The 24,409-nt window shown below is 64.4% G+C and carries 25 protein-coding genes; 15 read left to right on the top strand and 10 right to left on the bottom strand.

Features of this window, described 5'->3' with window-relative positions; genetic code table 11:
- Positions 1-49 precede the first annotated feature (49 nt).
- Both HUI96_RS11430 and HUI96_RS11425 read left to right on the top strand, forming a co-directional pair.
- The gene (locus tag HUI96_RS11430) at positions 50-964 is read left to right on the top strand and encodes a carbohydrate kinase family protein (protein ID WP_188254781.1); all 915 of its coding nucleotides are present in this window, start codon (positions 50-52) and stop codon (positions 962-964) included.
- Positions 954-1,871: a pseudouridine-5'-phosphate glycosidase gene (locus tag HUI96_RS11425; protein ID WP_188254780.1), complete on the top strand. Its 918-nt coding sequence runs from the start codon at positions 954-956 to the stop codon at positions 1,869-1,871. The genes HUI96_RS11430 and HUI96_RS11425 overlap by 11 nt, the downstream gene beginning before the upstream one ends.
- Positions 1,872-1,937: 66 nt before the next feature.
- Here HUI96_RS11425 and HUI96_RS11420 read toward each other — a convergent pair whose 3' ends face one another.
- A complete protein-coding gene (locus HUI96_RS11420) occupies positions 1,938-3,341 on the bottom strand; it encodes an FAD-binding oxidoreductase (RefSeq protein WP_188254779.1) in 1,404 nt (467 codons plus the stop codon).
- Between the two features lie 98 nt (positions 3,342-3,439).
- Between HUI96_RS11420 and HUI96_RS11415 the strand changes: the two genes are divergently transcribed.
- Together HUI96_RS11415 and HUI96_RS11410 are read left to right on the top strand one after the other, a co-directional pair.
- Positions 3,440-3,919: a thioesterase family protein gene (locus tag HUI96_RS11415; RefSeq protein ID WP_188254778.1), complete on the top strand. Its 480-nt coding sequence runs from the start codon at positions 3,440-3,442 to the stop codon at positions 3,917-3,919.
- A gap of 169 nt (positions 3,920-4,088) precedes the next feature.
- Complete coding sequence (locus HUI96_RS11410) at positions 4,089-4,292, top strand: hypothetical protein (RefSeq protein ID WP_188254777.1); 204 nt, start codon at positions 4,089-4,091, stop codon at positions 4,290-4,292.
- Positions 4,293-4,524: 232 nt separating this feature from the next.
- Here the strand turns inward: HUI96_RS11410 and HUI96_RS11405 are convergent, their stop codons facing one another.
- On the bottom strand, positions 4,525-5,403 hold the full coding sequence (locus HUI96_RS11405) for a dienelactone hydrolase family protein (protein WP_188254776.1): 879 nt from the start codon (positions 5,401-5,403) through the stop codon (positions 4,525-4,527).
- A gap of 173 nt (positions 5,404-5,576) precedes the next feature.
- Here HUI96_RS11405 and HUI96_RS11400 point away from each other — a divergent pair, with 173 nt between their 5' ends.
- From HUI96_RS11400 to HUI96_RS11375, 6 genes are all read left to right on the top strand, one after another.
- A complete protein-coding gene (locus HUI96_RS11400; RefSeq protein ID WP_188254775.1) occupies positions 5,577-6,251 on the top strand; it encodes a L,D-transpeptidase in 675 nt (224 codons plus the stop codon).
- 13 nt (positions 6,252-6,264) lie between these two features.
- Positions 6,265-6,804 (top strand): OmpA family protein, encoded by a 540-nt coding sequence (locus HUI96_RS11395; protein WP_425299212.1) that lies wholly within the window; start codon positions 6,265-6,267, stop codon positions 6,802-6,804.
- Positions 6,805-7,155: 351 nt separating this feature from the next.
- Positions 7,156-7,830 carry a hypothetical protein gene (locus HUI96_RS11390; RefSeq protein ID WP_188254774.1) on the top strand — a complete coding sequence of 225 codons (675 nt, stop codon included), beginning with the start codon at positions 7,156-7,158 and terminating at the stop codon, positions 7,828-7,830.
- 4 nt (positions 7,831-7,834) lie between these two features.
- Positions 7,835-8,275 (top strand): DUF2780 domain-containing protein, encoded by a 441-nt coding sequence (locus HUI96_RS11385; RefSeq protein ID WP_237684082.1) that lies wholly within the window; start codon positions 7,835-7,837, stop codon positions 8,273-8,275.
- A gap of 201 nt (positions 8,276-8,476) precedes the next feature.
- Positions 8,477-11,206, top strand: coding sequence for an ATP-dependent helicase (locus HUI96_RS11380; RefSeq protein WP_188254773.1), 2,730 nt, complete (start codon positions 8,477-8,479; stop codon positions 11,204-11,206).
- A gap of 44 nt (positions 11,207-11,250) precedes the next feature.
- Complete coding sequence (locus HUI96_RS11375; RefSeq protein WP_188254772.1) at positions 11,251-11,820, top strand: TMEM175 family protein; 570 nt, start codon at positions 11,251-11,253, stop codon at positions 11,818-11,820.
- Between the two features lie 15 nt (positions 11,821-11,835).
- On the opposite strand, the gene HUI96_RS11370 is transcribed toward HUI96_RS11375, so the two are convergent.
- Entirely contained in the window at positions 11,836-12,186 is a 351-nt protein-coding gene (locus tag HUI96_RS11370) for a DUF488 domain-containing protein (RefSeq protein ID WP_188254771.1), read from the bottom strand.
- Between the two features lie 274 nt (positions 12,187-12,460).
- Between HUI96_RS11370 and HUI96_RS11365 the strand changes: the two genes are divergently transcribed.
- Positions 12,461-12,727: a TfoX/Sxy family protein gene (locus tag HUI96_RS11365; protein ID WP_188254770.1), complete on the top strand. Its 267-nt coding sequence runs from the start codon at positions 12,461-12,463 to the stop codon at positions 12,725-12,727.
- A 193-nt stretch (positions 12,728-12,920) separates the two neighbouring features.
- Positions 12,921-14,153 carry a BON domain-containing protein gene (locus tag HUI96_RS30250; protein ID WP_188254769.1) on the top strand — a complete coding sequence of 411 codons (1,233 nt, stop codon included), beginning with the start codon at positions 12,921-12,923 and terminating at the stop codon, positions 14,151-14,153.
- A 78-nt stretch (positions 14,154-14,231) separates the two neighbouring features.
- Here the strand turns inward: HUI96_RS30250 and HUI96_RS11355 are convergent, their stop codons facing one another.
- The 5 genes from HUI96_RS11355 to HUI96_RS11335 form a co-directional block, all read right to left on the bottom strand.
- Positions 14,232-16,214: a hybrid sensor histidine kinase/response regulator gene (locus tag HUI96_RS11355; RefSeq protein WP_188254768.1), complete on the bottom strand. Its 1,983-nt coding sequence runs from the start codon at positions 16,212-16,214 to the stop codon at positions 14,232-14,234.
- Positions 16,215-16,324: 110 nt separating this feature from the next.
- On the bottom strand, positions 16,325-17,164 hold the full coding sequence (locus HUI96_RS11350; RefSeq protein WP_188254767.1) for an EamA family transporter: 840 nt from the start codon (positions 17,162-17,164) through the stop codon (positions 16,325-16,327).
- Positions 17,165-17,338: 174 nt separating this feature from the next.
- On the bottom strand, positions 17,339-17,836 hold the full coding sequence (locus tag HUI96_RS11345; protein WP_188254766.1) for a hypothetical protein: 498 nt from the start codon (positions 17,834-17,836) through the stop codon (positions 17,339-17,341).
- Between the two features lie 155 nt (positions 17,837-17,991).
- Entirely contained in the window at positions 17,992-18,636 is a 645-nt protein-coding gene (locus HUI96_RS11340) for a DapH/DapD/GlmU-related protein (RefSeq protein ID WP_188254765.1), read from the bottom strand.
- A 37-nt stretch (positions 18,637-18,673) separates the two neighbouring features.
- Positions 18,674-19,162, bottom strand: a complete 489-nt coding sequence (locus HUI96_RS11335) for a CreA family protein (RefSeq protein WP_188254764.1) — start codon at positions 19,160-19,162, stop codon at positions 18,674-18,676.
- A 336-nt stretch (positions 19,163-19,498) separates the two neighbouring features.
- Between HUI96_RS11335 and HUI96_RS11330 the strand changes: the two genes are divergently transcribed.
- The 3 genes from HUI96_RS11330 to HUI96_RS11320 all read left to right on the top strand — a co-directional run bounded on the left by HUI96_RS11330 (position 19,499) and on the right by HUI96_RS11320 (position 22,934).
- Positions 19,499-20,074, top strand: a complete 576-nt coding sequence (locus tag HUI96_RS11330) for an SCO family protein (RefSeq protein WP_188254763.1) — start codon at positions 19,499-19,501, stop codon at positions 20,072-20,074.
- Positions 20,075-20,084: 10 nt separating this feature from the next.
- Positions 20,085-20,957, top strand: coding sequence for a 50S ribosomal protein L11 methyltransferase (locus HUI96_RS11325; protein WP_188254762.1), 873 nt, complete (start codon positions 20,085-20,087; stop codon positions 20,955-20,957).
- Between the two features lie 132 nt (positions 20,958-21,089).
- Positions 21,090-22,934: an aminopeptidase P family protein gene (locus HUI96_RS11320; protein WP_188254761.1), complete on the top strand. Its 1,845-nt coding sequence runs from the start codon at positions 21,090-21,092 to the stop codon at positions 22,932-22,934.
- Positions 22,935-23,126: 192 nt separating this feature from the next.
- On the opposite strand, the gene HUI96_RS11315 is transcribed toward HUI96_RS11320, so the two are convergent.
- On the bottom strand, positions 23,127-23,423 hold the full coding sequence (locus HUI96_RS11315; RefSeq protein WP_188254760.1) for an AzlD family protein: 297 nt from the start codon (positions 23,421-23,423) through the stop codon (positions 23,127-23,129).
- Positions 23,424-23,428: 5 nt separating this feature from the next.
- On the bottom strand, positions 23,429-24,145 hold the full coding sequence (locus HUI96_RS11310) for an AzlC family ABC transporter permease (RefSeq protein WP_188254759.1): 717 nt from the start codon (positions 24,143-24,145) through the stop codon (positions 23,429-23,431).
- Positions 24,146-24,409 lie beyond the last annotated feature (264 nt).

The following is a 24,409-nucleotide window of genomic DNA, read 5'->3' as shown; positions in this document are numbered from 1 at the left end:
CGAGCTCATCCTCGGCATAGGCGGCGCGCACATCGACCGACGCGGGCAGATGGCCGCGAACTTCATACCCGGTGCCTCCATTCCCGGCGCCATGCGCGAGGATGTGGGCGGCGGCACCTTCAATGCGCTGAGGGCATCCGTCCAGCGCGGCGTGGACGGGGCGATACTGTCTGTCCGGGGCGGCGACGGCGCGGGCGAGATGGTCGCGCGCGCGATGGCGTCCGCCGGCATCCGCGATCATTCCGTCACCTTCCTCGATCGCGCAACGCCGAGCTACACCGCCCTGCTCGACCGCGAGGGCGACGTCGTCGCCGCACTGGCGGATATGGGTCTCTACGAGTTGACCTTCGCCAGGCAGCTTCGGCGCTCCTCCGTCCGGGAGGCGGCCGCGGCAGCCGACGCAATCCTCTGCGACGCCAACCTGCCGGCCGACGCCCTGGCGCAAATCCCGCAGCTTGCCGGCGGCAAGCCGGTGTTCGCGATTGCCATCTCGCCGGCCAAGGTGGTGCGGCTCTGTGGCGTCCTGTCCGGACTGTCGTGCCTGTTCCTGAACCGCCGCGAGGCGGCTGCGCTCACTGGGCTGAAGCAGGACGCTTCCGCGTGTGAAATGACCGCGGCGCTCCGCAGCCGAGGGATCAAGCGGGCCGTCCTCTCCGCCGGGGCCGAACGCGTCATCGCCTTCGAGGAAAATGAGGCCTTCGCGATCGAGCCCCCTGCCCCGCGCAGGATCGCCGACGTGACCGGCGCAGGCGACGCGCTGGCAGGCGCGACCGTCTCCGCGCTCATGCGCGGCCTCCCGCTGAGTGATGCGATCCGGGAAGGCATAGCCGCGGCTCTGCTTGCGCTCGAAACCGAGTCGGCGTCGCCGATGCTCGACGCGCCGCATTTCAAAGCAGCCCTCGATCTGGTACCCGCGGCCGAACCGCTGAACGAACTGGAACGAGGAAAAAATCATGACGCCTGAATCGGCAAAGACTTACGTCGACATCCTCGAGCCCGTCGCGAGCGCGCTGGCGGCCGGGCGGCCGGTGGTGGCGCTGGAAAGCACGATCATCACCCACGGCATGCCCTGGCCCGACAACAGCCGCATGGCCGAAAACGTCGAGCGCATCATCAGCGAGGAAGGCGCTACTCCCGCGACCATCGCGGTAGTCGACGGGCGGATCAAGATCGGCCTCTCGCCGGAAGAGCGCGAGGCGCTGGCCAAGTCGCAAGGCGCGATGAAGCTCTCGCGCGCCGATCTCGCCTTCGCCGTCAGTCAGGGCCGTACCGGCGGAACGACCGTCGCGGCCACGATGATCGCTGCGCGCATGGCGGGCATAAAGGTCTTCGCCACCGGCGGGATCGGCGGCGTGCATATGGGCGCGGAGACCAGCTTCGACATCTCCGCCGACCTCGACGAGCTTGCCCGCACGCCGGTGATCGTGGTGTCGGCCGGCCCGAAGGCGATCCTCGACATCGAAAAGACTCTCGAAGTGCTTGAGTCCGGCGGCGTGCCCGTGGTCGCCTTCGGATCGGACGTGGTGCCCGCCTTCTGGTCGCGCACCTCGCCCTTCCCCGCGCCGCTCAGGCTGGACGCGCCGGGCGCCATCGCCGACTTCTTCCGGACGCGCCTGGCGCTCGGTCTGGATGGCGGCATGCTGGTGGCAAATCCGGTTCCGGAAGCGTCGGAAATCTCCGTGGCCGAGATGGCGGGCTACATCAAGGCCGCACAGTCCGCGGCATCCGAGGCGGGCGTCTCCGGCAAGGCCGTGACGCCGTACCTTCTCGGCAAAATCCTCGAACTCACCGGTGGTACCAGCCTGAAGACCAACATCGCGCTGGTCGAGAACAACGCGCGGCTTGCGGCGCGGATCGCCCGGGAGCTTTGAGAGGTACTTGCGCGGCCCTACCCTACCCTCCCCTCGTCTGGAGGGTAAGGCAGCGCTGCCGCGCCTCTAGAAAATCTTCCCCGGATTGAGGATGCCATGCGGGTCGAGCGTCGCCTTGATCGCCCGCATCACCTCGACCCCCGCCCCGATCTCGTATTCGAGGAATCCGACCTTGCCTTGCCCGATGCCATGCTCGCCGGTGCAGGTGCCGTCCATCGCGATCGCCCGCCTGTTGAGCCGGGCTACGAACTTCTCGGTGAGCGCGATCTCGGCCGGATCGTTCGGGTCCATCAGCACCATGACATGGAAATTGCCGTCGCCGACATGACCGACGATCGGCGCGATCAGCCCCATCTCGGCGATGTCGGCCTCGGTCTCCTTGATACACTCGGCCAAACGCGAGATCGGCACGCACACGTCCGTCGACAGCCCCTTGGCCCCCGGCCTTAGCGTAAAATTAGACCAGTAGGAGTCGTGCCGCGCCTTCCAGAGCCGCGCGCGCTCCTCCGCCACCTTGGTCCACTGGAACGGCCCGCCGCCGAATTCGGCCGCGATCTCGCCGAACGTCTCGGCCTGCTCGGACACGCCGCTGTCGCTGCCGTGGAACTCCACGAAGAGGCAAGGCGTCTCCGGATACTCCAGCTTGGAGTAGTTCTTCATCGCCCGCATCTGAAGCTGGTTGACCAGCTCGATCCGCGCGACCGGAACGCCCGACTGGATGGTCGCGATCACCGCGTTGCAGGCTGTCTCGACGCTCGGGAACGGGCAGACGCCGCCGGAGATCGCCTGCGGAATTCCGTAGAGCTTCAGCGTGAGCGAGGTGATGATGCCGAGGGTCCCCTCCGAACCCACCATGAGCCGGGTGAGGTCGTAGCCGGCGGAGCTCTTCTTGGCGCGCCTCCCCGTTCTGATGAGCGTGCCGTCGGCGAGTACGGCAGTCAGCGCAAGCACGTTCTCGCGCATCGTTCCATAGCGCACCGCATTCGTTCCGGAGGCGCGCGTCGCCGCCATTCCGCCCAGGCTGGCATTGGCGCCGGGATCGATCGGGAAGAACAGGCCGGTGTCGCGGAGATAGTCGTTCAGCGCCTGGCGTGTGACTCCCGGCTCGACGATGCAGTCGAGGTCGTCGGCATGCACGGCGAGCACCCGGTTCATCCGCGAGGTGTCGAGCGAAATGCCGCCGCCCGGCGCGTTCACATGGCCCTCCAGCGAGGTGCCGGTGCCGAAGGCGATGACCGGGACGCGATGTTCGGCGCAGGCGCGCACCACCTCCTGCACCTCCTGGGCGCTGTCGGGGAAGACCACGCCGTCCGGCGCCTGGTTCGGGATGTAGGTCGTGGTGTGACCGTGCTGCTCGCGTATGGCCTGGCCGTTCTGGAAGCGATCGCCGAAGCGCTGCTTGAGGATACCCGTGACCAGCGCGATCCCTTGCTCGTTCCGGGGCACGCTTCTGACGTCGCTCAGGGCCATGATTTCCTCCGCGGATGGACCATTACCGGCTTCCGCCGGCCTCTATCGTCGCCTATTCCGAGACGCGATTCCTGTCCAGTTTTCCGAAAGGCCACGCAATGCAACTGCCTGCCCCCTTCATTTCCGCCATCATGGAAATCGAGAAGGACTGGATCGACTATAACGGCCATCTCAACATGGCATATTACAACGTGCTGTTCGATCGCGGCGCCGACGGCGCCTTCGACCTGATGGGCATAGGGGCGAGCTATGCCCGCGAGCGGAAACTCACGATCTATACGGCGGAGGCGCATGTCTGCTACCTGCAGGAACTCCACCTCGGAGATCAGGTGCGGGTCACCTTCCAACTCCTCGACCACGACGCCAAGCGGCTGAGGGCATTTCAGGAGATCCGGCATGTCGACGGCTGGGTGGCGGCGACCTCGGAGACGCTGTCGCTCCACATCGACATGAGCGGTCCGAAGGTCGCTTCGTTCCCTCCGGACATTGCTGAGAATGTGCAAGCGATGCGCGATGCGCACGCCGAACTTCCCGTTCCGGCGCGCGCGGGACGGTCGATCGGAATTGCCCGTAAGTAACCCTTTACCGGGCGTTAACCATAAAAGGCGGTTAACGCTTAAGGTTAAGGGTTGTGCACAATTTGAATGTTTTCGCGCGATTGATCGGACGCAAGGCGCGGCAAACACTTCCGGCAGATGAATTCTGAGTCGCAAGCGGGCGGAGCCTGCGGCTCACCGGAGGCGCCCAATGAAGATCGATTTCCGGACAATTTCGGCACGGCTGGCGGCTGACGAGGATCTGACCGACTACGATTTCTGGCGCGCGATCAAGATGATCGACAACGAGCTCTACCGCATCGAGCGGGAGCGTTTGCCCATTCCGATGCAGATGCTCCACGCCAGACATGTTCTGAAGACTGCACGCGCCCAGCGCCTTGCAGAAGGGTTTTAGCTGGGCTTCCCTCCCCTCTATCCTGCCGGACGTCGGCCTTGTACCCCACCCCTAACCCCACAAGGGGGAGGGGAACGATTTCGCCGCCGTTCCGGCCACGATCGTCGACGATTGGCGCCGAGCGGTCGTGCCACCAAGTCCCCCTCCCCCTTGTGGGGAGGGGTTGGGGGTTGGGGCCGAGGTCCGGCGAGACAAACCGTCTGCGAAAGGAACGCGGCAACACTGGCAAATGCTAGGCCAGCTTCTCCTTCAGGAAGGCAACGGTCCGCTCCCACGCCAGATCGGCGGCCTGCTTGTTGTAGCGGGCTTCTGACGTATCGTTGTTGAAGGCGTGCTGCGCGCCCTCGTAGACGTAGATGTTGAACTCCTTGCCGGCAGCCTCGAGCGCCATCCTGTAGGCGTCGATCCCCGCATTGATGCGGTCGTCCATGCCGGCATAGTGCAAAAGCAGCGCTGCCTTGATCTTCGCAACATCTTCCGCCTTCGGCTGCCGCCCGTAATAGGCGACAGCGGCAGCAAGGTCCGGCGCGGCGACCGTAATATCATTCACCGTTCCCCCGCCCCAGCAAAAACCCACCGCACCGACCTTGCCGTTGCTGTCTTGCTGGTTCTTGAGGAATTCGACTGTGGCGACACCCTGCGCGGCAGTCTTCTTCGGATCGAGTTGCGAGAACATTTCGCGCGCCTTGTCCTCGTCGGCAGGCGTTCCGCCCAGCGGCGACAGGAAATCGGGCGCGAGCACCAGAAAATTCTCCAGCGCGAGCCGTCGCGCCACGTCCCGGATATGCTCGTTGAGGCCGCGGTTCTCATGAATGACGATCACCGCACCGAGTTTGCCTGAGGTTTCCGCCGGCCGGACGAGGTAGCCCTTCATCTCGACCCCCTCTGCGCCGGGCCAAGCGACGTTCTCTGCCTTGAGGCGCGGATCGTCCGCAGGCACCTGGGCGGCCTGCGCCGCATTGGCCGCCAGCAGCGGCGCTATCGCCGCCGCCGCGGCGCCCGAACCCGCAAGCTTCGTGAGCTTCTCCATGAAGCCCCGCCTATCCAAGGTGAGGTGCGTGTACTCGTCGTAGACATCGATCATCGCCTGCGTGATGAAGGGTTTGTTCATGGATGCTCTCCTCCTTTTCTGTCGCGCGGCAAGATAGGCGCGTCGGTTCGCGGATCCAGTCAAGGCTTCGTGAGACGCAAGCCTTCGTAAGACGGGCGAAAACCATCAATCATCTTTAACTGGGAAGAAGTCTGCATTATGCTCTAAGCAACTTCGAGAGGGGAATACCAAAGATGATTCTATCGAGGCGCGACGTCGTGCTGGGCGGCGTGTCGATGCTTGCCGCTGGCACTGTTGGTAGCGAGACCTACGCCGCCGCGAACTCTTACTTCACTGGCACGGCGGTCGATAATGGCGTGAATTATCGAAAGACCAATTTCGCCAAGATCAACAAGAAGTGGCACCGCCAGGTCGTAAAATTCAAGTCGAGCGAGCCGCAGGGCACGGTGGTCGTCGATACTCGCAACCACTTCCTTTACCTGATCATGGAGAACAAGACCGCGATCCGCTACGGCGTGGGTGTCGGCAAGGAAGGCTTCAAATGGTACGGCCGCTCCACGATCGACCGCAAGGCGCTCTGGCCTGGCTGGACGCCGCCGCCGGAAATGCTGAAGCGGCATCCCGAGTTGCCGAAGTTCGTAGCGGGCGGCGCGCCGGATAACCCGCTCGGGCCGCGCGCCATGTATCTGCACCGTGATGGCACCGATACCGGCTACCGGTTCCACGGCACCGTCGCACCCTGGAGCATCGGCACCGACGCCTCCTCCGGCTGCATCCGCATGTTCAACGAGGACGTCATCGACCTCTATCAGCGCTGCCCCGTCGGCACGCTCGTCCAGGTCCTGCCTCACCTCGCTGAGCAGGCTGAGAAATCGCTCAGCCGGGCGGAAGAACCGGACACCCTTTAGGACCTTTCACAAAATGATGCTGTCGTCCGATCGCTTCCTGCGGGTTTCCGCTGCCGCCCTTCTGCTGGCACTCGCCTCCTGCACCTCGACGCGAATGGAGGCGCCGCAAGTCGCCGCCGTCAATCCGAACGAGGTCGGCAACACCAACGACCCCGCTGCAGGCTTCGCCAACATGCAATCCGGCAGCGAGGAAGACTTCATCCTCAATGTCGGCCGCCGGACCTTCTTCACCGCCAATTCGGCGGAACTCGATACGGTGGCCCGTACCACCCTCGACAAGCAGGCGGAGTGGCTGGCCGCAAACCCCCGCTGGCTGGTGAAACTGCAAGGCTTCGCGGACGATGCCGGGTCGGAAGCCGCACAGGTGACGCTTTCCCAGAAGCGGGCCGACGCGGTGATGGTCTATCTCGCCACCAGGGGCGTGGACCGCAATCGCATGTGGGCCAAGGGCTACGGCAAGGACCGAGAGGTGCGCGACTGTACCGATCGCTCCTGCAAGGTGCAGAACCGCCGCGTCGTCACGAACCTGCGCAACGAATACGACAAGCCGTAAGTTACCGCGCCTATTCGCGCCCCCTCTGTCCTGCCGGCCATCTCCCACGCAAGGGGGAGATCAGGCCAGCCGCTTTGGTTTCGCCAACCTTCTACGTTGGGGGTGAGGCAGGTTGCCAACCTCCCCTCTTGAAGGGGGATGTCCGGCAAGACAGAGGGGGGTGTAAAGCAACGCTCAAAACTCAACTTTCTGAAAAATTTGAGCATGATCAAAGCGCGCCTACCCGAATAAGGCGCCAGAATTCCTCGCAGGCTTCGCCTCGAGCGTCCTCCCGGCATCGAGTTCGAAGTTCCTGAGCAATCCCTTCGCGACGCGGTCTGCGCCGCGTTTGCTCCGAAGGAGGACAAGATCATGAAAATTTCGATGCTGACTGCCGCAAGCGCCGTGGCGATCCTAGGGGCAGTGCTGGTTGCCGCCCCTGTCCCATCACTTGCGGCCGATACCGCCGCGCAGGCCGCGACCAAGGCCTGCAGCAAGGAGTATCAGGATGCAAAGTCTGCGGGGAAGCTTGGCGGCAAGACCTGGAACCAGTTCCTGTCCGAATGCAGCGCCAGGCTGAAGAACACCGCCGCGCCCCCGCAAAAGAGCAGCCCAAAGCAGGGAGCGGCCCAGCCAAAGACCACGCCCAAGAACAAAAGCGCGGCTGCCGTCCCGCCCAAGCCGGAGCACCAGTCGGTCCAGAAGATCTGCAGCAACCAGTATCAGGCCGAGAAGGCCGCCGGCACGCTGAAGGGCAAGAAGTGGTCCGACTTCCTGTCGGAGTGCAGCGCCGCGATAAAGAACGACAAGTCTGACGCCGCCGCCATCCCGCCGGATCCGGAAACGACGGGCTCCATTACCAAGGCGGCTCCGGCAACCAAGCCTGGTGGGAGGCCCCTGAGCCCGGGCGAGGCCGCTTTCCGTCAGCGCATCCATGAATGCAGCGCCGAGTGGCAGCATGACAAGGCGGCCGGAACGCTGCCCGCCGGACAGAAATGGCCGCAGTTCTGGAGTGCCTGCAACGCCCGTCTCAAGACACAGGGATAGCGCCATGACCATGCAAATCCAAGACATCGTCACCAACATCTCGAACCAGGTCGGCATCGACCCATCGACCGCCGAGAAGGCGGTCGGTATCCTCCTGTCGGTGTTCAAGCACGAGGCGGACGGCACCCGGGTCGGAGAACTCTTCGCTGCGATTCCCGGTGCCGACGATCTGGCGACCCGATATGACGTGATGGCGGAGGATACCCAGCAATCCGCCGGCGGCCTGGCCGGACTGCTCAGTTCGGCGCTGGGCAGCCTGCTCGGATCGCGAGCCGGCGCCCTCATCCAGGGCGTGGCACAACTGCAGGCCGCCGGGCTGGACATACCGCAGATACGACAGACCGGCGCATCGTTCGTCGAACAGGCGAAGCAGGCGTCCAACCCGCAACTCGTCGACGACATCGTCGAATCGGTGCCTGGCCTGAAAGGGCATTTCGGCCTTTAGACCGATCGGTCGCCACCGGCATTCCAGCCGCCTGCTCCCAAGCCGGCGCAGGCAGGTTGCGCTTGCCTGCACGGCGCCAGGCACGCCTTCATGAACTTCGGCGCCAGGAAGCACCGACGCCACCGGACTTAGCTTGTTGCGGGGGGACGCCAATCATGCCGCTTTGCTGGCCTTTCGCCCCAGAATCACTACATTGCCCGCATGCAAGACCTTCCTGACGACACGCCGTTCAACGATGCCGCCGCGCGCCCACAGGCACCCTCCGGCATTGCCGCGCGCGCCATGGCGGCGCGGGGCGGTGAGAACCGCGCGCCCGACTACCTGCGCGGGCTGAACCCGGAGCAGCGGCAGGCGGTCGAGACGACCGAGGGTCCCGTGCTGGTGCTCGCCGGCGCGGGCACCGGCAAGACGCGCGTGCTCACGACCCGCATCGCGCACATCCTCGCGACCGGCCGCGCCTACCCGTCGCAGATCCTCGCCGTCACCTTCACCAACAAGGCCGCGCGCGAGATGAAGCAGCGCATCGGGTTGCTCGTCGGCGAGCAGGTCGAGGGCATGCCCTGGCTCGGCACTTTCCACTCGATTGGCGTCAAGATGCTGCGCCGCCACGCGGAGCTTGCCGGGCTGCGCTCGGACTTCACCATCCTCGACACCGACGACCAGATCCGCCTCATCAAGCAGATCATCCAGGCCGAGGGGCTGGACGACAAGCGCTGGCCGGCGCGCCAGTTCGCGCAGATGATCGACGGCTGGAAGAACAAGGGGCTCGGCCCCTCCGAGATCCCTGAGGGCGACGCGCGCGCCTTCGCCAATGGCAAAGGGCGCGAGCTTTACCGCGCCTATCAGGATCGGCTGACCACGCTCAACGCCTGCGACTTCGGCGACCTGCTCTGCCATCCGATCCGGATCTTCAAGCAGCATCACGACGTGCTGGCCGAGTACCAGCGAAAATTCCGCTATATACTGGTGGACGAGTACCAGGACACCAACACCGCGCAGTACATGTGGCTGAGGCTGCTGGCGCAGAGGCCAAAGGAGGGGAACCGGCCTGGCGGCCGGGGTCTCTCCCCCCTCGAGGGGGAGATGGCCGGCAGGCCAGAGGGGGTACTCTCAGAAGGCACCACCAAGGCGCCGAGCATTGCAGAACCGCCCCCTCCCGGCCGGATTGCGTCCGGCCACCCTCCCCTCAAGGGGGAGGGTAAAGCCACGGTCAACATCTGCTGCGTCGGCGACGACGACCAGTCGATCTATGGCTGGCGCGGGGCGGAGGTGGACAACATCCTGCGCTTCGAGAACGATTTCCCGGGCGCCACCGTCATCCGCCTGGAGCGCAACTATCGCTCGACCGCCCACATCCTCGGCGCCGCCTCGCACCTCATCGCCCATAACGAGAGCCGGCTCGGCAAGACGCTCTTCACCGAGGCCCCCGACCCGGATGACGGGAAGGTCGTCGTCCACGCCGCCTGGGATTCCGAGGAAGAGGCCCGCGCCATCGGCGACGAGATCGAGGCCCTGCAGACCAAGGGCCACGCCCTCAACGACATGGCGATCCTCGTCCGCGCCTCGTTCCAGATGCGCGAGTTCGAGGATCGCTTCGTCACCCTCGGCCTGAACTACCGCGTCATCGGCGGTCCGCGCTTCTACGAGCGCCAGGAAATCCGCGACGCGATGGCCTATCTGCGCGTCGTCGCGCAGCCGGCCGACGACCTCGCCTTTGAGCGCATCGTCAACGTGCCGAAACGCGGCCTGGGAGAAGCGGCGGTGCGGCAGGTGCACGACACCGCCCGCGCGCTGCGCGTGCCCATGCTCGAGGCGGCCGGCACGCTCGCCGAGAGCGACGAGCTGAAGCCGAAGCCGCGCGCCGCTCTTCGCCAACTCGCGGCGCAGTTCGCCCGCTGGCAGGAGCTTTTGGAAACCACGCCGCATACCGAGCTCGCCGAAATCATCCTCGACGAGTCCGGCTACACCGAGATGTGGAAGAACGACCGCTCGGCCGAGGCACCGGGGCGGCTCGAGAACCTGAAGGAACTTATCCGCTCCATGGAGGAGTATGAGAGCCTGCGCGCCTTCCTGGAGCATGTGGCGCTGGTCATGGACGCCGAGCAGAACGAGGAACTCGACGCCGTCTCGATCATGACGCTGCACTCGGCAAAGGGGCTGGAGTTCGAAACCGTCTTCCTGCCCGGCTGGGAGGAAGGCCTCTTCCCCCACCAGCGTGCGCTCGACGAGGGGGGTCGATCCGGGCTGGAGGAGGAGCGCCGGCTCGCCTATGTCGGCGTCACCCGCGCCAAGCGCAATTTGCACATCTGGTTCGTCTCCAACCGGCGCATCCACGGGCTGTGGCAGTCGACCATCCCGTCGCGCTTCCTCGACGAGTTGCCCGAGGCGCATGTCGAAGTTGCGGAAGGCGGCACGAGCTATGGCGGCTACGGCAATCCGTACGGCTCCGGCCGCGGGGGCGGGTTTGGCGACGCCGGCCGGCGCAATCCCTACGGAGCTTCGCGCTTCGACAGCCTCGGCTCGCCATCCGGCGGTTATTCCGCGCGCGGCGACCAGGGCGGCGCGGCCGGGCGCTCCTTCTCCAACACCTATGCGACGCCGGGCTGGCAGCGCGCACAACAGAACCGCACCGAGGCGACCGACCGCAACTGGGGCACCCGTTCGGGCCACCAGGTCGAGCGCATCGGCTATGGCGAGACCGATTCGGGCTACGGCGCCGGCCGCGGCTCGGTGAAGGGCCGCGTGATCGAGGGCGAGTTGGTGGCAAAATCGGTGGCCGACACCCCGTCCCGTTTCAATGTCGGCGACCGCGTGTTCCACCAGAAGTTTGGCAACGGCAACATCGCCTCGATCGAGGGCAACAAGCTCACGATCGATTTCGACAAGGCGGGTCAGAAGAAGGTATTGGACGGCTTCGTCAACGCCGTTTGAGGCCAGCCGACCCGTTTCATCGGAGACCGCCGGAGGCGGGAACCATGCCCAAGGGGCGTCTGGAAGCCTTCTCGGATGGCGTGATCGCCATCATCATCACCATCATGGTGCTGGAACTGAAGGTGCCGCATGGCGAGGACTTCAACGCCCTGATCCCGCTGTGGCCGACCTTCCTCTCCTATGTGCTCAGCTTCGTTTATGTCGGCATCTACTGGAACAACCACCATCACATGCTCCATCTGGTGCATCACGTGAACGGGCACGTCCTGTGGGCCAATCTCAACCTGCTCTTCTGGTTGTCGCTGTTGCCGGTGGCGACCGCCTTCATGGGCACGAACGAATTCGCCACCGTCCCGGTCGCCGTCTACGGGGTCGACCTTCTGATGTGCGCCATCTCATACTCGGTGCTCGAGTTCACCCTGCGTCGTTCCCATGGTCCGGACTCTCCCTTTGCCAAGGCAATCGGCACCGAATGGAAGGAGAAGATCTCGCTGGCAGCCTATTTGGCGGCCATTCCGCTCACCTTTGCGAGTCGTTGGATCGGCGTTGCCATCTATGTCGCCGTCGCAGCGATGTGGTTCATTCCCGACCGCCGATTCGAGAAGGCCGGCTGAGGCGGGAGCGCCTCATCACCCCTTCACCACCTCCCTGATCACTACCGCCTGGTTGTGCGCCTCGTCCTTCGCCGAATAGACCAGCGTCAGCGGGCCTTTTCTCGCATAGCCGCGCAGTTCCTCGATCAGTTCGGGCTCTTTCGCCAGTTCCTCGCGATAGCGGCGGCGAAACTCCTCCCAGCGCTCCGGATCGTGGCTGAACCATTTGCGCAAGTCCGTGGAGGGGCCGATGTCCTTCATCCAGAGATCGACTTCCGCCTTCTCCTTCGTCATGCCGCGCGGCCATACCCGATCGACCAGCACGCGAAACCCGTCCGCCTCGCCCGCCGGCTCATAGACACGCTTGATGTTGATCGGATGCGGCATCTCCCCTCCCGCTTGAGCAACTGGGGCGTGCGTACAGAGGCCTCGTTCCGGCCGCGCAACTCTATCTCCCCCTTTGCGGGCGAGAAAGGAATTTCACAAATATAGCTGGAGTAGCCCGAAGGGCGTAAGGGAAGCTAAGTAGTAGATCCAGAGAGGGGCTTCTCGTCCACTGCTCACCCGCCACGAAGAGAGAAATAAAGCGCCCTCCCCGGGCCGCGTTCCTTCCTTCCGGCGATTCTGCTAACATTTCTACAATTTCGCAGGATCTTTCTCCTTGCCGAACAGTACGCTGCATCCTCTGGCTTCCCTGCCCAATCTCGGACCGAGGACCGCGTGGTTTCTGGACGAGATCGGCGTCGCCACCGAGGCCGACTTGCGGCGGCTTGGCGCCGTGGACGCCTACCGGCGCCTGAAGTTCCAATTCGGACGGCAGATCAGCCTGAACGCGCTCTATGCTCTGGCCGGTGCGATCGAGAACCGCGACTGGCGGTCATTTAACGAGGAGGAGAAGGCTCAGTTGCGCGCGAAAGTCGAGGGCTAGTGAAAGCCCCTGCCTTAGATTTTCGATGACTTAGCCTCAGCTAAGCCCGTCGCGGTGCTCCAACTGCGATCGTGAAAATTCCTTTCTCCCGCGCATGGGGGATATGGGAGCCTCTCCCCCGAATTTCCGGAACAGGACCGCTCCCCGCGAGTTTTTGAACATGGGGCATAGACACCTTTCCAGGGAGCTCAACATGGACAACCGAAGAGGCTATCGCGGCGGCTACGGCCGCGACGAATATGAGGATCGCGGCCGGCAGTTCGGCGGCGGTCATGGCGGCGGCCGCTGGCAGGAGAACCAGCAGGGTCGCGACTACCGCCAGCAGGGTAGCGACTACGGTGGCGGCCGCTGGCAGGAAGATCAGTACAGCCAGGACTACCGCCAGCAGGGCGGTGGCGGCTGGCAGGGCGAACGCGGCTATGGCGGCCGGCAGACCGGCTCCTGGGCCGAGGATGACCAGCGCTACGGCTCGCGCGGCGGATATGGCGGCGGCTCCTTCGAGGATCGCGGCTATACCGGCGAAGGCGGCGGCTCTTACGAAGGCGGCCGCTACGGCCGCGGAGGCGGCGACTACGGAGGATATGGCGGAGGCTTCGGCGGCAGGGGCGGCGGCTACGTCGGTGGAGGCTATGGCGAGGGCAGCGATTTCGAAAACTGGGAAACCGCCTCCCGCTCCGGATACGGCTCGCTCAACGAATGGCAGAGCTCCGGCTCCTTCCCGCAGACCAGCGGCTACTCGCGCAGCGATCGCGACTATGGCGGCCGCGGCTATGGCCGCCAGGACTATGGTGGCGGCTATCGCGGCCAGGTCGGCCCGGGCCGTTGGTCTAGCGGCAGTCCCTATGGTGGCGGCGAACGCGGCTATTCCGAGGGCGGGCGCGATTTCTGGGACAAGGCGAGCGACGAGGTGTCTTCCTGGTTCGGCGACCGCGACGCGGAACGCCGGCGCGAAATGGATCGTCGCCATCGTGGCCGCGGCCCTCGCAACTACATGCGCTCGGACGACCGCATCCGCGAGGACGTGAACGATCGCCTCACCGACGACAACTGGGTCGACGCCAGCGACATAGAAGTGATGGTCAGCCAGTGCGAGGTCACGCTCTCCGGCCTCGTCGACGACAGGATGACCAAGCGACGGGCCGAGGATATCGCCGAAGACGTCTCCGGCGTCCGCCACGTCCAGAACAATTTGCGCGTCCGCGAGCCAATCGACCCGATGGCAGCCAAGATGGCAACGGCTTCCGATCAACCGACGCGCTCCATGGGCCAGAGCGGTTCGAGTTCGGGGACGCGTTCGACGGGCGCTTCGACGTCGACTTATGGCAGCCAGGCGACCGGCTCCTCGAGTTCGGGCGCGACTGGCTCTGCCGGCGCGAGCGGAACGGGCTCCGGCTCTAGCAGCGAAAGAGGCTCCGGCTCAATCTGACCGAAACAGAACCGGCGGGGCCAGGCCTCGCCGGTTCTTTCGTCATAATTGGACATCAGAACGAGACGGCCCGTCCGCTCAGTTTCCACCCGGGCGCGCGAAACGCACCACTTGGCTTCCTTTCCCCTTCCCCTCAGTGGCGGCCTTCACTGCTGCCTGAAGCTCGCGCTGGCCGAACGGTTTCGACAGCCGCGGCAACTCGCTCTGCAATCCCTCGGGAAGCTCAGCATAGCCGGTTGCCAGCACGACCGGCATTCCAGGGTGCGTCGTCCTGATCGCTTCGGCGAGTTCCAGCCCTGTGATGCCTGGCATGGCTTGGTCGGTTATGACGAGATCGATTGCTTCGTCGCCCTTGATCATGTCCAGAGCCTTGCGGGCCGAATGGGCTTCAATCACCCGGTGCCCGAGATCCTCCAGCATGGCAGCCGTATTCATCAGGACGAGCGCGTCGTCGTCCACCGCCAAGACGGTGAGAGCAGGCCCGCGGGCCGGTTCCGCTTCACGCACGGGCTGCTTTGCCGTGATCTCGACCTCGGCTGGCGTCACGGCGGGGAGCCAGATTTCAACGGTGGTGCCTTCGCCTTTTCGGCTGTGCAGCACGAGCCGTCCTCCGGACTGCTCGGCAAGACCCTGCACCATGGAAAGGCCGAGACCCGTGCCCTTCCCCACGCCCTTCGTGGTGAAGAACGGATCGGTCGCGCGGGCGAGCGTCTGCTCATCCATGCCCTCCCCGCAGTCCTGGACGGAGAAACAGACATAGTGGCCGGGCTTGAGGCCTGGCGTTCGAGCCTCTATGGTCTCCTCGCGCGCGGCGATGATGATGGGTCCACCCTTCGGCATCGCATCGCGTGCATTGACGGCCAAGTTGAGCAGCGCTGATTCCAACTGGTTGACGTCCGTGCGCACTCGGGGCAGCGACAGCGGAAAGCGCGTCTCTATGCGTATGGTGGGGCCCAGCGAACGCTGCAGCAGTTCGCGCATGCCGCGCACGAGATCCGGTAGATCTATCTCTTCGCTCTGAAGTTCCTGCCGGCGGGCGAAGGCCAGCATGCGCTGCGTCAGCGTGGCGCCTCGTTGCGCGGCCTGCGTCGCGTTTTCCACGAGGGACTTCAGCTTCGGATCATCCGGAATGCGCCGGCGCATCAGTTCCAGGCTGCTGATGATCACCATCAGCAGATTGTTGAAGTCATGGGCCACGCCCCCGGTCAGTTGACCGATGGCCTCGAGCTTCTGGGCTTGGAACAGCGCCTCGCGCGCTTCCTCGAGCGCCCTCTGCGCATCCTTCCGCTCGGTGATGTCACGCGTGACCTTGGCGAAGCCGATCAGGTCGCCACTCTCGTCCTTGATGGCGTCGATGATGACATGGGCCCAGAAACGCGTCCCGTCCTTGCGGATGCGCCAGGCTTCCTTCTCAAACCGGCCTTCCTCGGTGGCGATCTTTAGGCCCTTTTCGGGCTCGCCCCTTGCCCGATCCTCTGGAGGGTAGAATCGGGAAAAATGCTGCCCGATGATCTCCTCCGGCGAATAGCCTTTGATGCGCTGGGCACCTACGTTCCAGCTCGCGATCGTGCCATCCTTGTTGAGCATGTAGATCGCGTAGTCGGTGACGCCCTGCACGAGCAGCTTGAACTGCTCCTCGCTTCTCTTCAGCGCCGCTTCGGTGGCCCTTCTCTCCGTCAGGTCCCGGGTGATCTTGGCGTAGCCGATCAGTTCGCCGCTGGGTGCACGGATCGGATCAATGACGACATGCGTCCAGAAGCGGCTGCCATCCTTGCGCAAGCGCCAGCCCTCTGACTCGAAACGACCGTCGCGGGCCGCCACGTCGAGCGCCCGTTGCGGAAAGCCCTTTGCCTTGTCCTCCGGCGTGTAGAAGCGGGAGAAATGCTGTCCAATGATCTCATCGGCAGTGTAGCCCTTGAAGCGTTGCGCGCCCGGGTTCCAACTCACCACGAAACCGTCCCGGTCCAGCATGTAGACCGCATAGTCGGTGATCGCGTCGACAAGCAGCCTGTACCGGTCATCTTCGCCCAGCGGCGCAGGCTGTCGTTCTTCGTTATCCAATCAATCCCCCTAGGTGCCGCCCCTTTTCGCTAGAGGGTCGAAACGTGAAGTAGGGAATTTGGTTCCACGAAAAATTGTCGCATGGATGCGGCGCGCCAGCCGTATTCGTCTCAGCCTGAGACGGCCAGCGTCAGCACGCCCGCTGCAACGATCAAGGCGGCAGCAAGCCGTCCGCCCCATGGACGCTCGCCGAAGAAGAGAACGCCGATCAATGCCGCGATGACGACGCTGGACTCGCGAATTGCGGATACGGCGCCGATCGGCGCGATCGTCTTGGCATAGAGCACGGTGCCGTAGGCGGTGACGGAGAAGAGCCCGCCAAGCAGACCGATGGCGTACACCCTCCAGTCCACAGTGCCCTTGAGCCGCCTTCGGTTCCACACGATGAAGAAGAAGACAGGCGCTTCCAGCAGGAACAGCCAGCCCATATAGCCGGTCGGACTCTCGGAAATGCGGACGCCGATGCCGTCGGCCACCGAATAGCTGGCAATGGTCAGTCCGAGCAGCAGGGCGACACCCACCGCACGCGGATCTGCATGAGCAGCCCCCCTCTGCAGCGCCAACAGGCAGATGCCGCCTGAGATCGCAATCAGACCCGCCCAGCCGGCCGGCGGCAGCATCTCGCCTATGAGGGCTAGCGCGCCGAGCGCAACGAGCGCCGGCGCCAGGCCGCGCGATATCGGATAGACTTGGCTGAGGTCGCCCAGCCGGTAAGCCTGAAACAGCAGAGCGTAGTAGACGTAGTGGATCAGCGTGGAGAGGAGGATCGGCACCCAACTGGCCAGCGACGGCGGCTCGGAAATCCAGATCAGCACGAGGCCAGCCATGGCGTGAGCAGAGGCGACGGCTGCAAGTACCAGCGCTCGGTCGGAGGCTGCCTTGACCAGCGCGTTCCAACTCGCGTGGAGCACGGCGGCGGATAGCACGAGCGACAAGGCGAATGCGGACATCTTTTCCTCGGACGGTCGCCGCCTGCTTCGACTTCGGGGGCTAGCCTCCTTATGCCCGCCAAAGCGGCCCTGGAATTGACGCAGACGAAGAAGTTCGACCGTCCAAGCCTTGCACCAGAAAAGAAAGTGCCGGCGCGAAGGCCGGCACTTACTCAGGTACTCAGACGGCTAACGTCACGCGCCGTCATACACATAGACCACCATCGAGCCGTCGGGCTGGATCTGGCTTGCCACGACGTTCGACGGCATGACCTGCTGCTCGGCAAGCCGCGCACTGACCACCGTGTTCGCGGTCAGAGCAGCGCGTAGATCATTCACCGGGCGCATGTTCTGGCTCATCGCCGCGTCCCAGGCCTGCTTGTTGGCGCTGGCCCAGTCGTTCACACGCACCACCTTGACGTTCGATACTTGTTTGATCGTTTGCACCTGGCCGGCGACGGTCGTACCCGTAGCCATCACCGGGACGAGCGTATCGACGCTGTTGATGCTGGCGGTGGTCGTCATGTCGGTGCCCGTGTCGGACTCCGCATTGAGCTGCTGCGCTGCCGGATTGATCTGGGTCTGGCCGGTGGAATCCTGGTCCTTGGACTGCGCCGGGCTTTCGGCGAAGCTGGGCGCTGTGAAAGCGGCCATCGCTGCAACGGAAGCGGCAATCAGAAGATTGCGTTTCATCTGTCCATCTCCTTTGGTTGGCCCTCGCCAGAAAAATCCGCGTGACTCGGTAAGGTTCCACGAAACTTCGATGAATAACGCGGCGCCTGGCAGGTTACGCAGGGGACCTGACGAGCTTTCGACCGCCGACATTGATGCAGGAGGTGGTAGACCAACTAACCTTTTGACGTTTGTTCTTCCCAGCGGCCGAGGAAAGCCTCGATCGAGAGCTGCTGCATGTCCGGAATCGCTTCCACTAGCCTATCGAGTGGCCAGTCCCACCAGGCAAGGCGCTCGATTCGGGCGACCGTCCCGTCATCGAACCGCATTCGCAGCGGTCGAGCGGGAACACCGGCAACGATTTCGAACGGCCTCACATCCCTCGCAACGACAGCATTTGCCCCGACAACGGCGCCATTTCCGATCGTGACGCCCGGCATGACCACCGCGCCGTGCCCCACCCACACGTCATGACCTATCACCACAGCTTTCTGACGCCGCCTCTCGCGAAACTCGCTGTCGACGCCGAGGAAGCGGAAGAACTCGTTGGGCCGATACGTAACCTTGTGGCTGGTGACGCGCTCGATCGGATGCTCCAGCGCATTGATCCGGGTGTTGGCCGCGATCGAGCAGAACTTGCCGATGGTTGTGTAGATAGCCTCGGCATGGCGCTCGAAATAGCTGAAGTCGCCGACCGTAACCTCGCGCAGGATCACCCGCTCGCCGATGACCGCGTAGCGCCCCAGCCGCGACGACTTGAGCTCGGCCGTCGGATGGATGCGAGGTTCGGAGTCCTTGAAGCGCAGGTCTGGCCCGGTCATTCCCGGGCTTTACGCGGCCTCCATGCCGCCGGCAAGCTCACTCCGGCTTGCCCTTCGTCCAAACCACCTGCTGCCCGAAGAGAGGAATGCTGGAAATCGACATCTTCGCCGATCCCTGCTGCACCTGCCGCGAATGCGAGAGGTAGATCAGCGTATTGTTCTCCCGGTCGTAGATGCGGTTCACCACCTGCTTCTTCCAGATCAGGCTGATGCCCTGCTTGAACACCTCCTCGCCACTCTTGCCGAGAGCGATGTCACCGATGGTGATCGGGCCGGTCTGGCGGCAGGCGATCGAGGAATCGGATGGATCCTCGAACCAGTTGCCCTTCTGCAGCCGATCGATCACGCCGCGTTCGAAGAACGAGACGTGACAGGTCACGCCCTCAACTTTGGGATCCTTGATAGCTTCGACGATGATGTCGTTGCCGAGCCAGTCCACCCCGACCTCGCCGACGCGCTGGGCCGATGCGGTCCCTGCGAAAAGCGCGAGAAGACTGCCGCCAACGAATGCAATGACGAAGCGCATCAAAATCTCCCTGCCGAGTTGCCGCCGCCTGACGTGGTGCAGAGGGACCGCCGATGCAAGTGAGCGCCAAGAAAATGAGCGGCATCATGCCCCTTCCGAAATGACGCCAGGACGGCTATCACTAGGGCATGACCTTGCCAGGCAGCCACAGCATCCGTTCCGCCGCGAGATGGACCGCGGCTGCACTGCTGCTTGCGGGTGCGACCGGCGGTGCTTTCGCGGCCTGGGAGGCGAAGGGTCCGGACATATTCGTGGCGATGATACAGTCCGGCCTTTCCTGGTGTTTCTAGGCCGGCTTCAGCAAGCCCCACCTTCGCTTAAGACAGGCTGATTACAATGATGCGCGGAATTCTGATCGGCATACTCGTGGCGATGGCAGCGGGTGTAGGCTGGCTTACCTTCGACTGGTACCGCGGCTCGGGCACGGAAGCGTTTGGCGCGCCATTCGCCTTGGTGGATCAGAAGGGCACGCAGGTGACAGAGGCCGCCTTTCGCGGGCATCCCTCGGTCGTCTTCTTCGGCTTCACGCATTGCCCGGAAGTCTGTCCCACCACCCTGATCGAGATGGACAGTTGGCTGAAGAAGCTAGGTGACGAAGGCAAGGACATCCGCGCCTATTTCGTCTCAGTCGATCCGGAGCGCGACACGCCGGAGATCATGAACACTTACGTCAGCAACGTCTCGAACCGCGTCACCGGCATCACGGGTGAACCGGACAAGGTCGCAGCCATGGCGAAGTCCTTCGGCATCTACTCGCGAAAGGTGCCGCTCGAGGGCGGCGACTACACGATGGACCATACCGCCTCCGTCCTGCTGCTCGACCGCAACGGCGGCTTCTTCGGCACCATCGCCTACGGCGAGAATGCCGACACTGCGGTCGCCAAGTTGAAGCGCCTCGTGACGGAAGGCTGAGCAGGCGCGCATGAGCCAGACACGCCTATTCTTCACCGCCGGCAAGCAAGCTGCCGAGCAGTTTTTCACACTGCTTGAGCTCGAATTCGAAGAAGACGGACTGCCGCTCGCATCCATCGAAGTCGACGAGGCGGCGGGCATCCAGGAGATCTCGCTCTATGTCGACGGCGACCCTGCAGACGCCGAGCGCCGCATGACGTCGATCCTGACCAGCCATGGTCATGCCGAGCCGGTATCGCGCGAGGAACTGCCCGATGTCGACTGGGTGGCGCGTTCACTCGAAGGCCTGAAACCGGTGCGGGCTGGCCGCTTCTTCGTTCACGGCAGCCACGATCGCCACCTCAGGCACATCGACGATCTTGCCATAGAGATCGAGGCTGGCCTGGCCTTCGGCACCGGGCACCATGGCACGACGGCCGGATGTCTTGAGATGATTGAACGTGTTGTCTCGAACGAGAAGCCGCGCAACGCGCTGGACCTCGGGACGGGCAGTGCCGTCCTTGCAATCGGCATCGCCAAGCTGGCGCACATCCCTGTGCTGGCGACGGACATCGACCCGGTCGCAACCGGTGTCGCTGAGCAAAATGTCAGGTTCAACGGCGTCGCGGACCTGGTTAACACCGCCACCGCGACCGGCTTCGACCACCCGGCATTCGCCGCCAATGGCCCATTCGATCTGATCGTCGCCAACATACTGGCCGGACCGTTGATGGACCTCGCGCCCGAGATGGCGAGGCATCTGTCGCCTGACGGCTCGCTGATCCTGTCCGGCATACTGGACCGGCAGGGCGATGCAGTGATCGCGGCCTATATGGACCAGCGCTTCCGGCACGTGACCACGCTGCATCGCGAGGGCTGGGTCACCATCCACCTGAAGCACTGAGCCGCACCTGGCGGGCGCCCCTGGGAGATGCTCGCGTTAACCTGAGTGTGTTGCGCTTGGGCCCTCGGCTCGTTGCCTTGACGGGTGGCTGGCGATACGGTCCCGCACTCACACTCCGGGAAGGACGAGACGATGTTCCAGAGCTTCGACGACGTGAGCGACCCGACCCGCGGTGCCGGGCGCGTCAGCGAGCTTCGCGAGTGGATGACCGCCAACGACCTCGACGGCTTCCTGGTGCCGCGCTCCGACGAGCATCAGGGGGAGTACGTCGCCGCCCGCTCGGAGCGACTCGCATGGCTGACCGGCTTCACCGGCTCGGCCGGAGCGGCGCTGATCCTGCGCGAGCGCGCCATCCTCTTCGTGGACGGCCGCTACACGCTCCAGGCCCGCCACCAGGTCGATACCGAAGTCTTCACGATCGAAAGCCTGGTCACCAATCCTCCGCCCGAATGGCTGAAGGAGAATGCGGCCCGCGGCTGGCGCATCGGTTTCGATCCGTGGCTCAGCACAATCGAGGATGCGCGCCGCTTGCGCCAGGCACTGGACAGCCGGGACGCCGAGTTGGTGTCGGTGGAACGCAATCCCATCGACGCGCTCTGGTCGGATCAGCCCGATGCCCCGCTGCAGCCGATCGAGATCCAGCCGATCGAATTTGCCGGCGAACTCACCAAGGACAAGCTTTCGCGGCTGGCGGCCGACATCGCCAAGCACCGGGCCACCCACACGGTGCTGACCGATCCCTCGTCGCTTGCCTGGACGTTCAACATCCGTGGCAAGGACGTGCCGCATACGCCGCTCGCCCTCGGCTTTGCCGTGCTCGCCGCCGAAGGTGCGCCGAAGATCTACATCGACGAGCGCAAGCTGCCCATCAAGTCAAAGGCGTATCTCACACAGATCGCCGACCTCCGTGAGCCGGGCGAGCTTGAGAGCGACCTGGCCGCCCTTGCCCAGTCGGGTGCGGCGATCGCGCTCGACCCGCATCTGGCGGCCGAGCGCCTGCGCGTCCTCGTGCTCGACAATGGCGGAAAGGTCGTCGAGGCGCCCGATCCGGCCCGCGTGCCTCGCGCCACCAAGAATGCCGCCGAGATCGCCGGCACTCGCGCGGCACACAGGCGCGACGGCGCGGCCATGGCGAAGATGCTCTGCTGGCTCGACCGGCAGCAGCCGGGCACGATCGACGAGATCGCGGCGGTCGAGAAGTTGGAGGAGTTCCGCCGCACCACCGGTGACGAGACCCAGATGCCGCTGCGCGACGTCTCCTTCTCGACGATCTCCGGCGCCGGCCCGAACGGCGCCATCATCCACTATAGGGTGTCGCGCGCGACCAGCCGCAAGCTGGGTGACGGCGAGCTCTTCCTCCTCGATTCCGGCGGACAGTACCAGGACGGCACGACCGACATCACCCGCACCGTCCCGGTCGGCACCCCGACCGAGGAGATGTGCGAGCGCTACACGCTCGTCCTGAAAGGCATGATTCGGATTTCGATGCTGCGCTTCCCGCCCGGAACCCGCGGCAGCGACATCGACGTACTGGCGCGCACCGCGCTATGGGAGCACGGCCTCGACTATGCCCACGGCACCGGGCATGGCGTCGGCTCGTTCCTCTCGGTCCACGAGGGTCCGCAGCGCATCGCCAAGACCGGCATGCACAGGTTGCTCACCGGCATGATCCTCTCCAACGAGCCCGGCTACTACAAGGAGGGCCAGTACGGCATCCGCCTGGAGAACCTCATCCTCGTCACGCCCGAGCAAGAGGTGGAGGGCGGCGACATCGCCATGCACGGCTTCGAGACGCTGACGCTAGCCCCTTTCGACAAGCGCATGCTGAAGACTGAGTGGCTCACCCGCCCGGAGATCCACTGGCTGGACGAGTACCATGCCCGGGTCCTGCGCGAGATCGGCCCGATGCTCGACGGCGAGACGCTCGCTTGGCTAGAGCAGGCTACTGCGCCGCTGCCGAAGGACATTAAGGCCTGAGTTGGCGCGGACCATCTGGCATCACCCCCCACCCCTAACCCCTCCCCACAAGGGGGAGGGGAATTTGGCGGCACTGCCACCCAGCACCAATCGTTGACGATTTTTAGCGGCAACAGGGGCGAGATCGTCCCCCACCCCCTTGTGGGGAGGGGTTAGGGGTGGGATTCCAACCTACGCATATGCCCTGGCGCCTCAGCCCAGAACTTGCCGCAGCGCGATCAGCACTGCGGCGCCGGCAAAAAACATGCTCATGGTGCCGAATCGCAGCGCGACGAGTCCGGCGACTACCAGCGCGGCGAGTTCCGCAGGGCCGGCCGAGAAGGCGGCGGGAGCCACCAGCGTAGTCAGCACCGCTGCCGGAACGGCGTTGAGGCCGGCCTCGACGCGCGGGTGTACCCGGTCGAACCGCGAAAGCACCAGATGTCCGCCAATGCGGGTCAGATAGGTGAGGATTGCGCCAGCGATGATGATGTAAAGCGTGTCGCTCATAGCCGTCAGCCCTCCATCTCGCGCTGGACCGGCATCAGCACCGCAAAGATGATTCCCGCGAGCGCGCCGATCGAGACATGCCAGGGAGAGCCCACGGTATTGTAGGCAACCGCCGAGGCGACACCGCTTATCAAAACGATGGGCAGCCAGAGCGGCCGCTTTCGAAAGCCAAGCACGAGGCCGAAGAAATAGATGGTGACAAGGAAGTCGAACCCGAGTGCATGCGGATCAGGTACCAGTTTCCCGAAGACATGTCCGATGCCGGAAACTGCGAGCCAGGAGACGTAGATCGGCAGGCACATGCCCATGTACCAGGCGAACGAAAGCTTTCCGCCGCGCTCGACGCGGTTCTCGGTTTCCGCGTAGACCGGGTCGACCAGGAAGAAGAAGGCCGTGAGTTGCTGGACCAGGGGCCAGCGGCCGATGCGCCGGCCGACCGCCGCGGAATAGAGGATATGGCGGAAGTTCACGGCGAAGATCGAAAGCACCACCAAAGCAGGCGGCACCTTCTGCCCGAACAGTTCGAGCCCGACGATCTGGCTCGCGCCACCATAGATCGCAGCGCTCATCAGCACCGTTTCGAACAGCGTAAGACCCTGGTCGGCAGCGAGAGCGCCGTAGAGCAGCCCGAACGGCGCCGACGCGATCATGACAGGGAGCCCGAGGCGCGCACCATCGAGCAGAGCAGCCTGCGCCGGGGCGTTGAGGTATGCGACCGTCATGGAAACTCCGGATTTCGGAGCCCGATCTAGGTCAATGATCCTGACCTGTCATGCGAATTCGGTTGAGCCATAGATCAAAGGGAGTGATGACAGGCGGGCTGTTGTCCCGTATCCGCGTCATCCCGGCCGACTGGAGCGAAGCGGAAGGAGAGCCGGGATCCATTCCGTGACATCGCGGGGTTGGCACCCGTGCAGAACTCTTCGACACTCCGCAACGGATCCCGGATAGCCGCTTGTCGCGGCGCTCTGCGCGGCTTCCGGGAT

The organism is Pseudaminobacter soli (ex Zhang et al. 2022), from assembly GCF_014595955.1.
Lineage (GTDB): Bacteria > Pseudomonadota > Alphaproteobacteria > Rhizobiales > Rhizobiaceae > Kumtagia > Kumtagia pseudosoli.
This window is presented reverse-complemented; position numbering and strand designations above follow the sequence as displayed.

Bases quoted from the DNA above. Each gene is read 5' to 3' on its own strand.
- HUI96_RS30250 (WP_188254769.1), top strand. From the start codon at position 12,921: ATGGACAACCGAAGAGGCTATCGCGGCGGCTACGGCCGCGACGAATAT.
- HUI96_RS11390 (WP_188254774.1), top strand. From the start codon at position 7,156: ATGAAAATTTCGATGCTGACTGCCGCAAGCGCCGTGGCGATCCTAGGG.
- HUI96_RS11370 (WP_188254771.1), bottom strand. From the start codon at position 12,186: ATGCCGCATCCGATCAACATCAAGCGTGTCTATGAGCCGGCGGGCGAG.
- HUI96_RS11350 (WP_188254767.1), bottom strand. From the start codon at position 17,164: ATGTCCGCATTCGCCTTGTCGCTCGTGCTATCCGCCGCCGTGCTCCAC.
- HUI96_RS11410 (WP_188254777.1), top strand. From the start codon at position 4,089: ATGAAGATCGATTTCCGGACAATTTCGGCACGGCTGGCGGCTGACGAG.
- HUI96_RS11375 (WP_188254772.1), top strand. From the start codon at position 11,251: ATGCCCAAGGGGCGTCTGGAAGCCTTCTCGGATGGCGTGATCGCCATC.
- HUI96_RS11395 (WP_425299212.1), top strand. From the start codon at position 6,265: ATGATGCTGTCGTCCGATCGCTTCCTGCGGGTTTCCGCTGCCGCCCTT.
- HUI96_RS11325 (WP_188254762.1), top strand. From the start codon at position 20,085: ATGAGCCAGACACGCCTATTCTTCACCGCCGGCAAGCAAGCTGCCGAG.
- HUI96_RS11400 (WP_188254775.1), top strand. From the start codon at position 5,577: ATGATTCTATCGAGGCGCGACGTCGTGCTGGGCGGCGTGTCGATGCTT.
- HUI96_RS11340 (WP_188254765.1), bottom strand. From the start codon at position 18,636: ATGACCGGGCCAGACCTGCGCTTCAAGGACTCCGAACCTCGCATCCAT.
- HUI96_RS11420 (WP_188254779.1), bottom strand. From the start codon at position 3,341: ATGGCCCTGAGCGACGTCAGAAGCGTGCCCCGGAACGAGCAAGGGATC.
- HUI96_RS11330 (WP_188254763.1), top strand. From the start codon at position 19,499: ATGATGCGCGGAATTCTGATCGGCATACTCGTGGCGATGGCAGCGGGT.
- HUI96_RS11385 (WP_237684082.1), top strand. From the start codon at position 7,835: ATGACCATGCAAATCCAAGACATCGTCACCAACATCTCGAACCAGGTC.
- HUI96_RS11425 (WP_188254780.1), top strand. From the start codon at position 954: ATGACGCCTGAATCGGCAAAGACTTACGTCGACATCCTCGAGCCCGTC.
- HUI96_RS11405 (WP_188254776.1), bottom strand. From the start codon at position 5,403: ATGAACAAACCCTTCATCACGCAGGCGATGATCGATGTCTACGACGAG.
- HUI96_RS11320 (WP_188254761.1), top strand. From the start codon at position 21,090: ATGTTCCAGAGCTTCGACGACGTGAGCGACCCGACCCGCGGTGCCGGG.
- HUI96_RS11415 (WP_188254778.1), top strand. From the start codon at position 3,440: ATGCAACTGCCTGCCCCCTTCATTTCCGCCATCATGGAAATCGAGAAG.
- HUI96_RS11335 (WP_188254764.1), bottom strand. From the start codon at position 19,162: ATGCGCTTCGTCATTGCATTCGTTGGCGGCAGTCTTCTCGCGCTTTTC.
- HUI96_RS11345 (WP_188254766.1), bottom strand. From the start codon at position 17,836: ATGAAACGCAATCTTCTGATTGCCGCTTCCGTTGCAGCGATGGCCGCT.
- HUI96_RS11380 (WP_188254773.1), top strand. From the start codon at position 8,477: ATGCAAGACCTTCCTGACGACACGCCGTTCAACGATGCCGCCGCGCGC.
- HUI96_RS11310 (WP_188254759.1), bottom strand. From the start codon at position 24,145: ATGACGGTCGCATACCTCAACGCCCCGGCGCAGGCTGCTCTGCTCGAT.
- HUI96_RS11315 (WP_188254760.1), bottom strand. From the start codon at position 23,423: ATGAGCGACACGCTTTACATCATCATCGCTGGCGCAATCCTCACCTAT.
- HUI96_RS11430 (WP_188254781.1), top strand. From the start codon at position 50: ATGGCCGCGAACTTCATACCCGGTGCCTCCATTCCCGGCGCCATGCGC.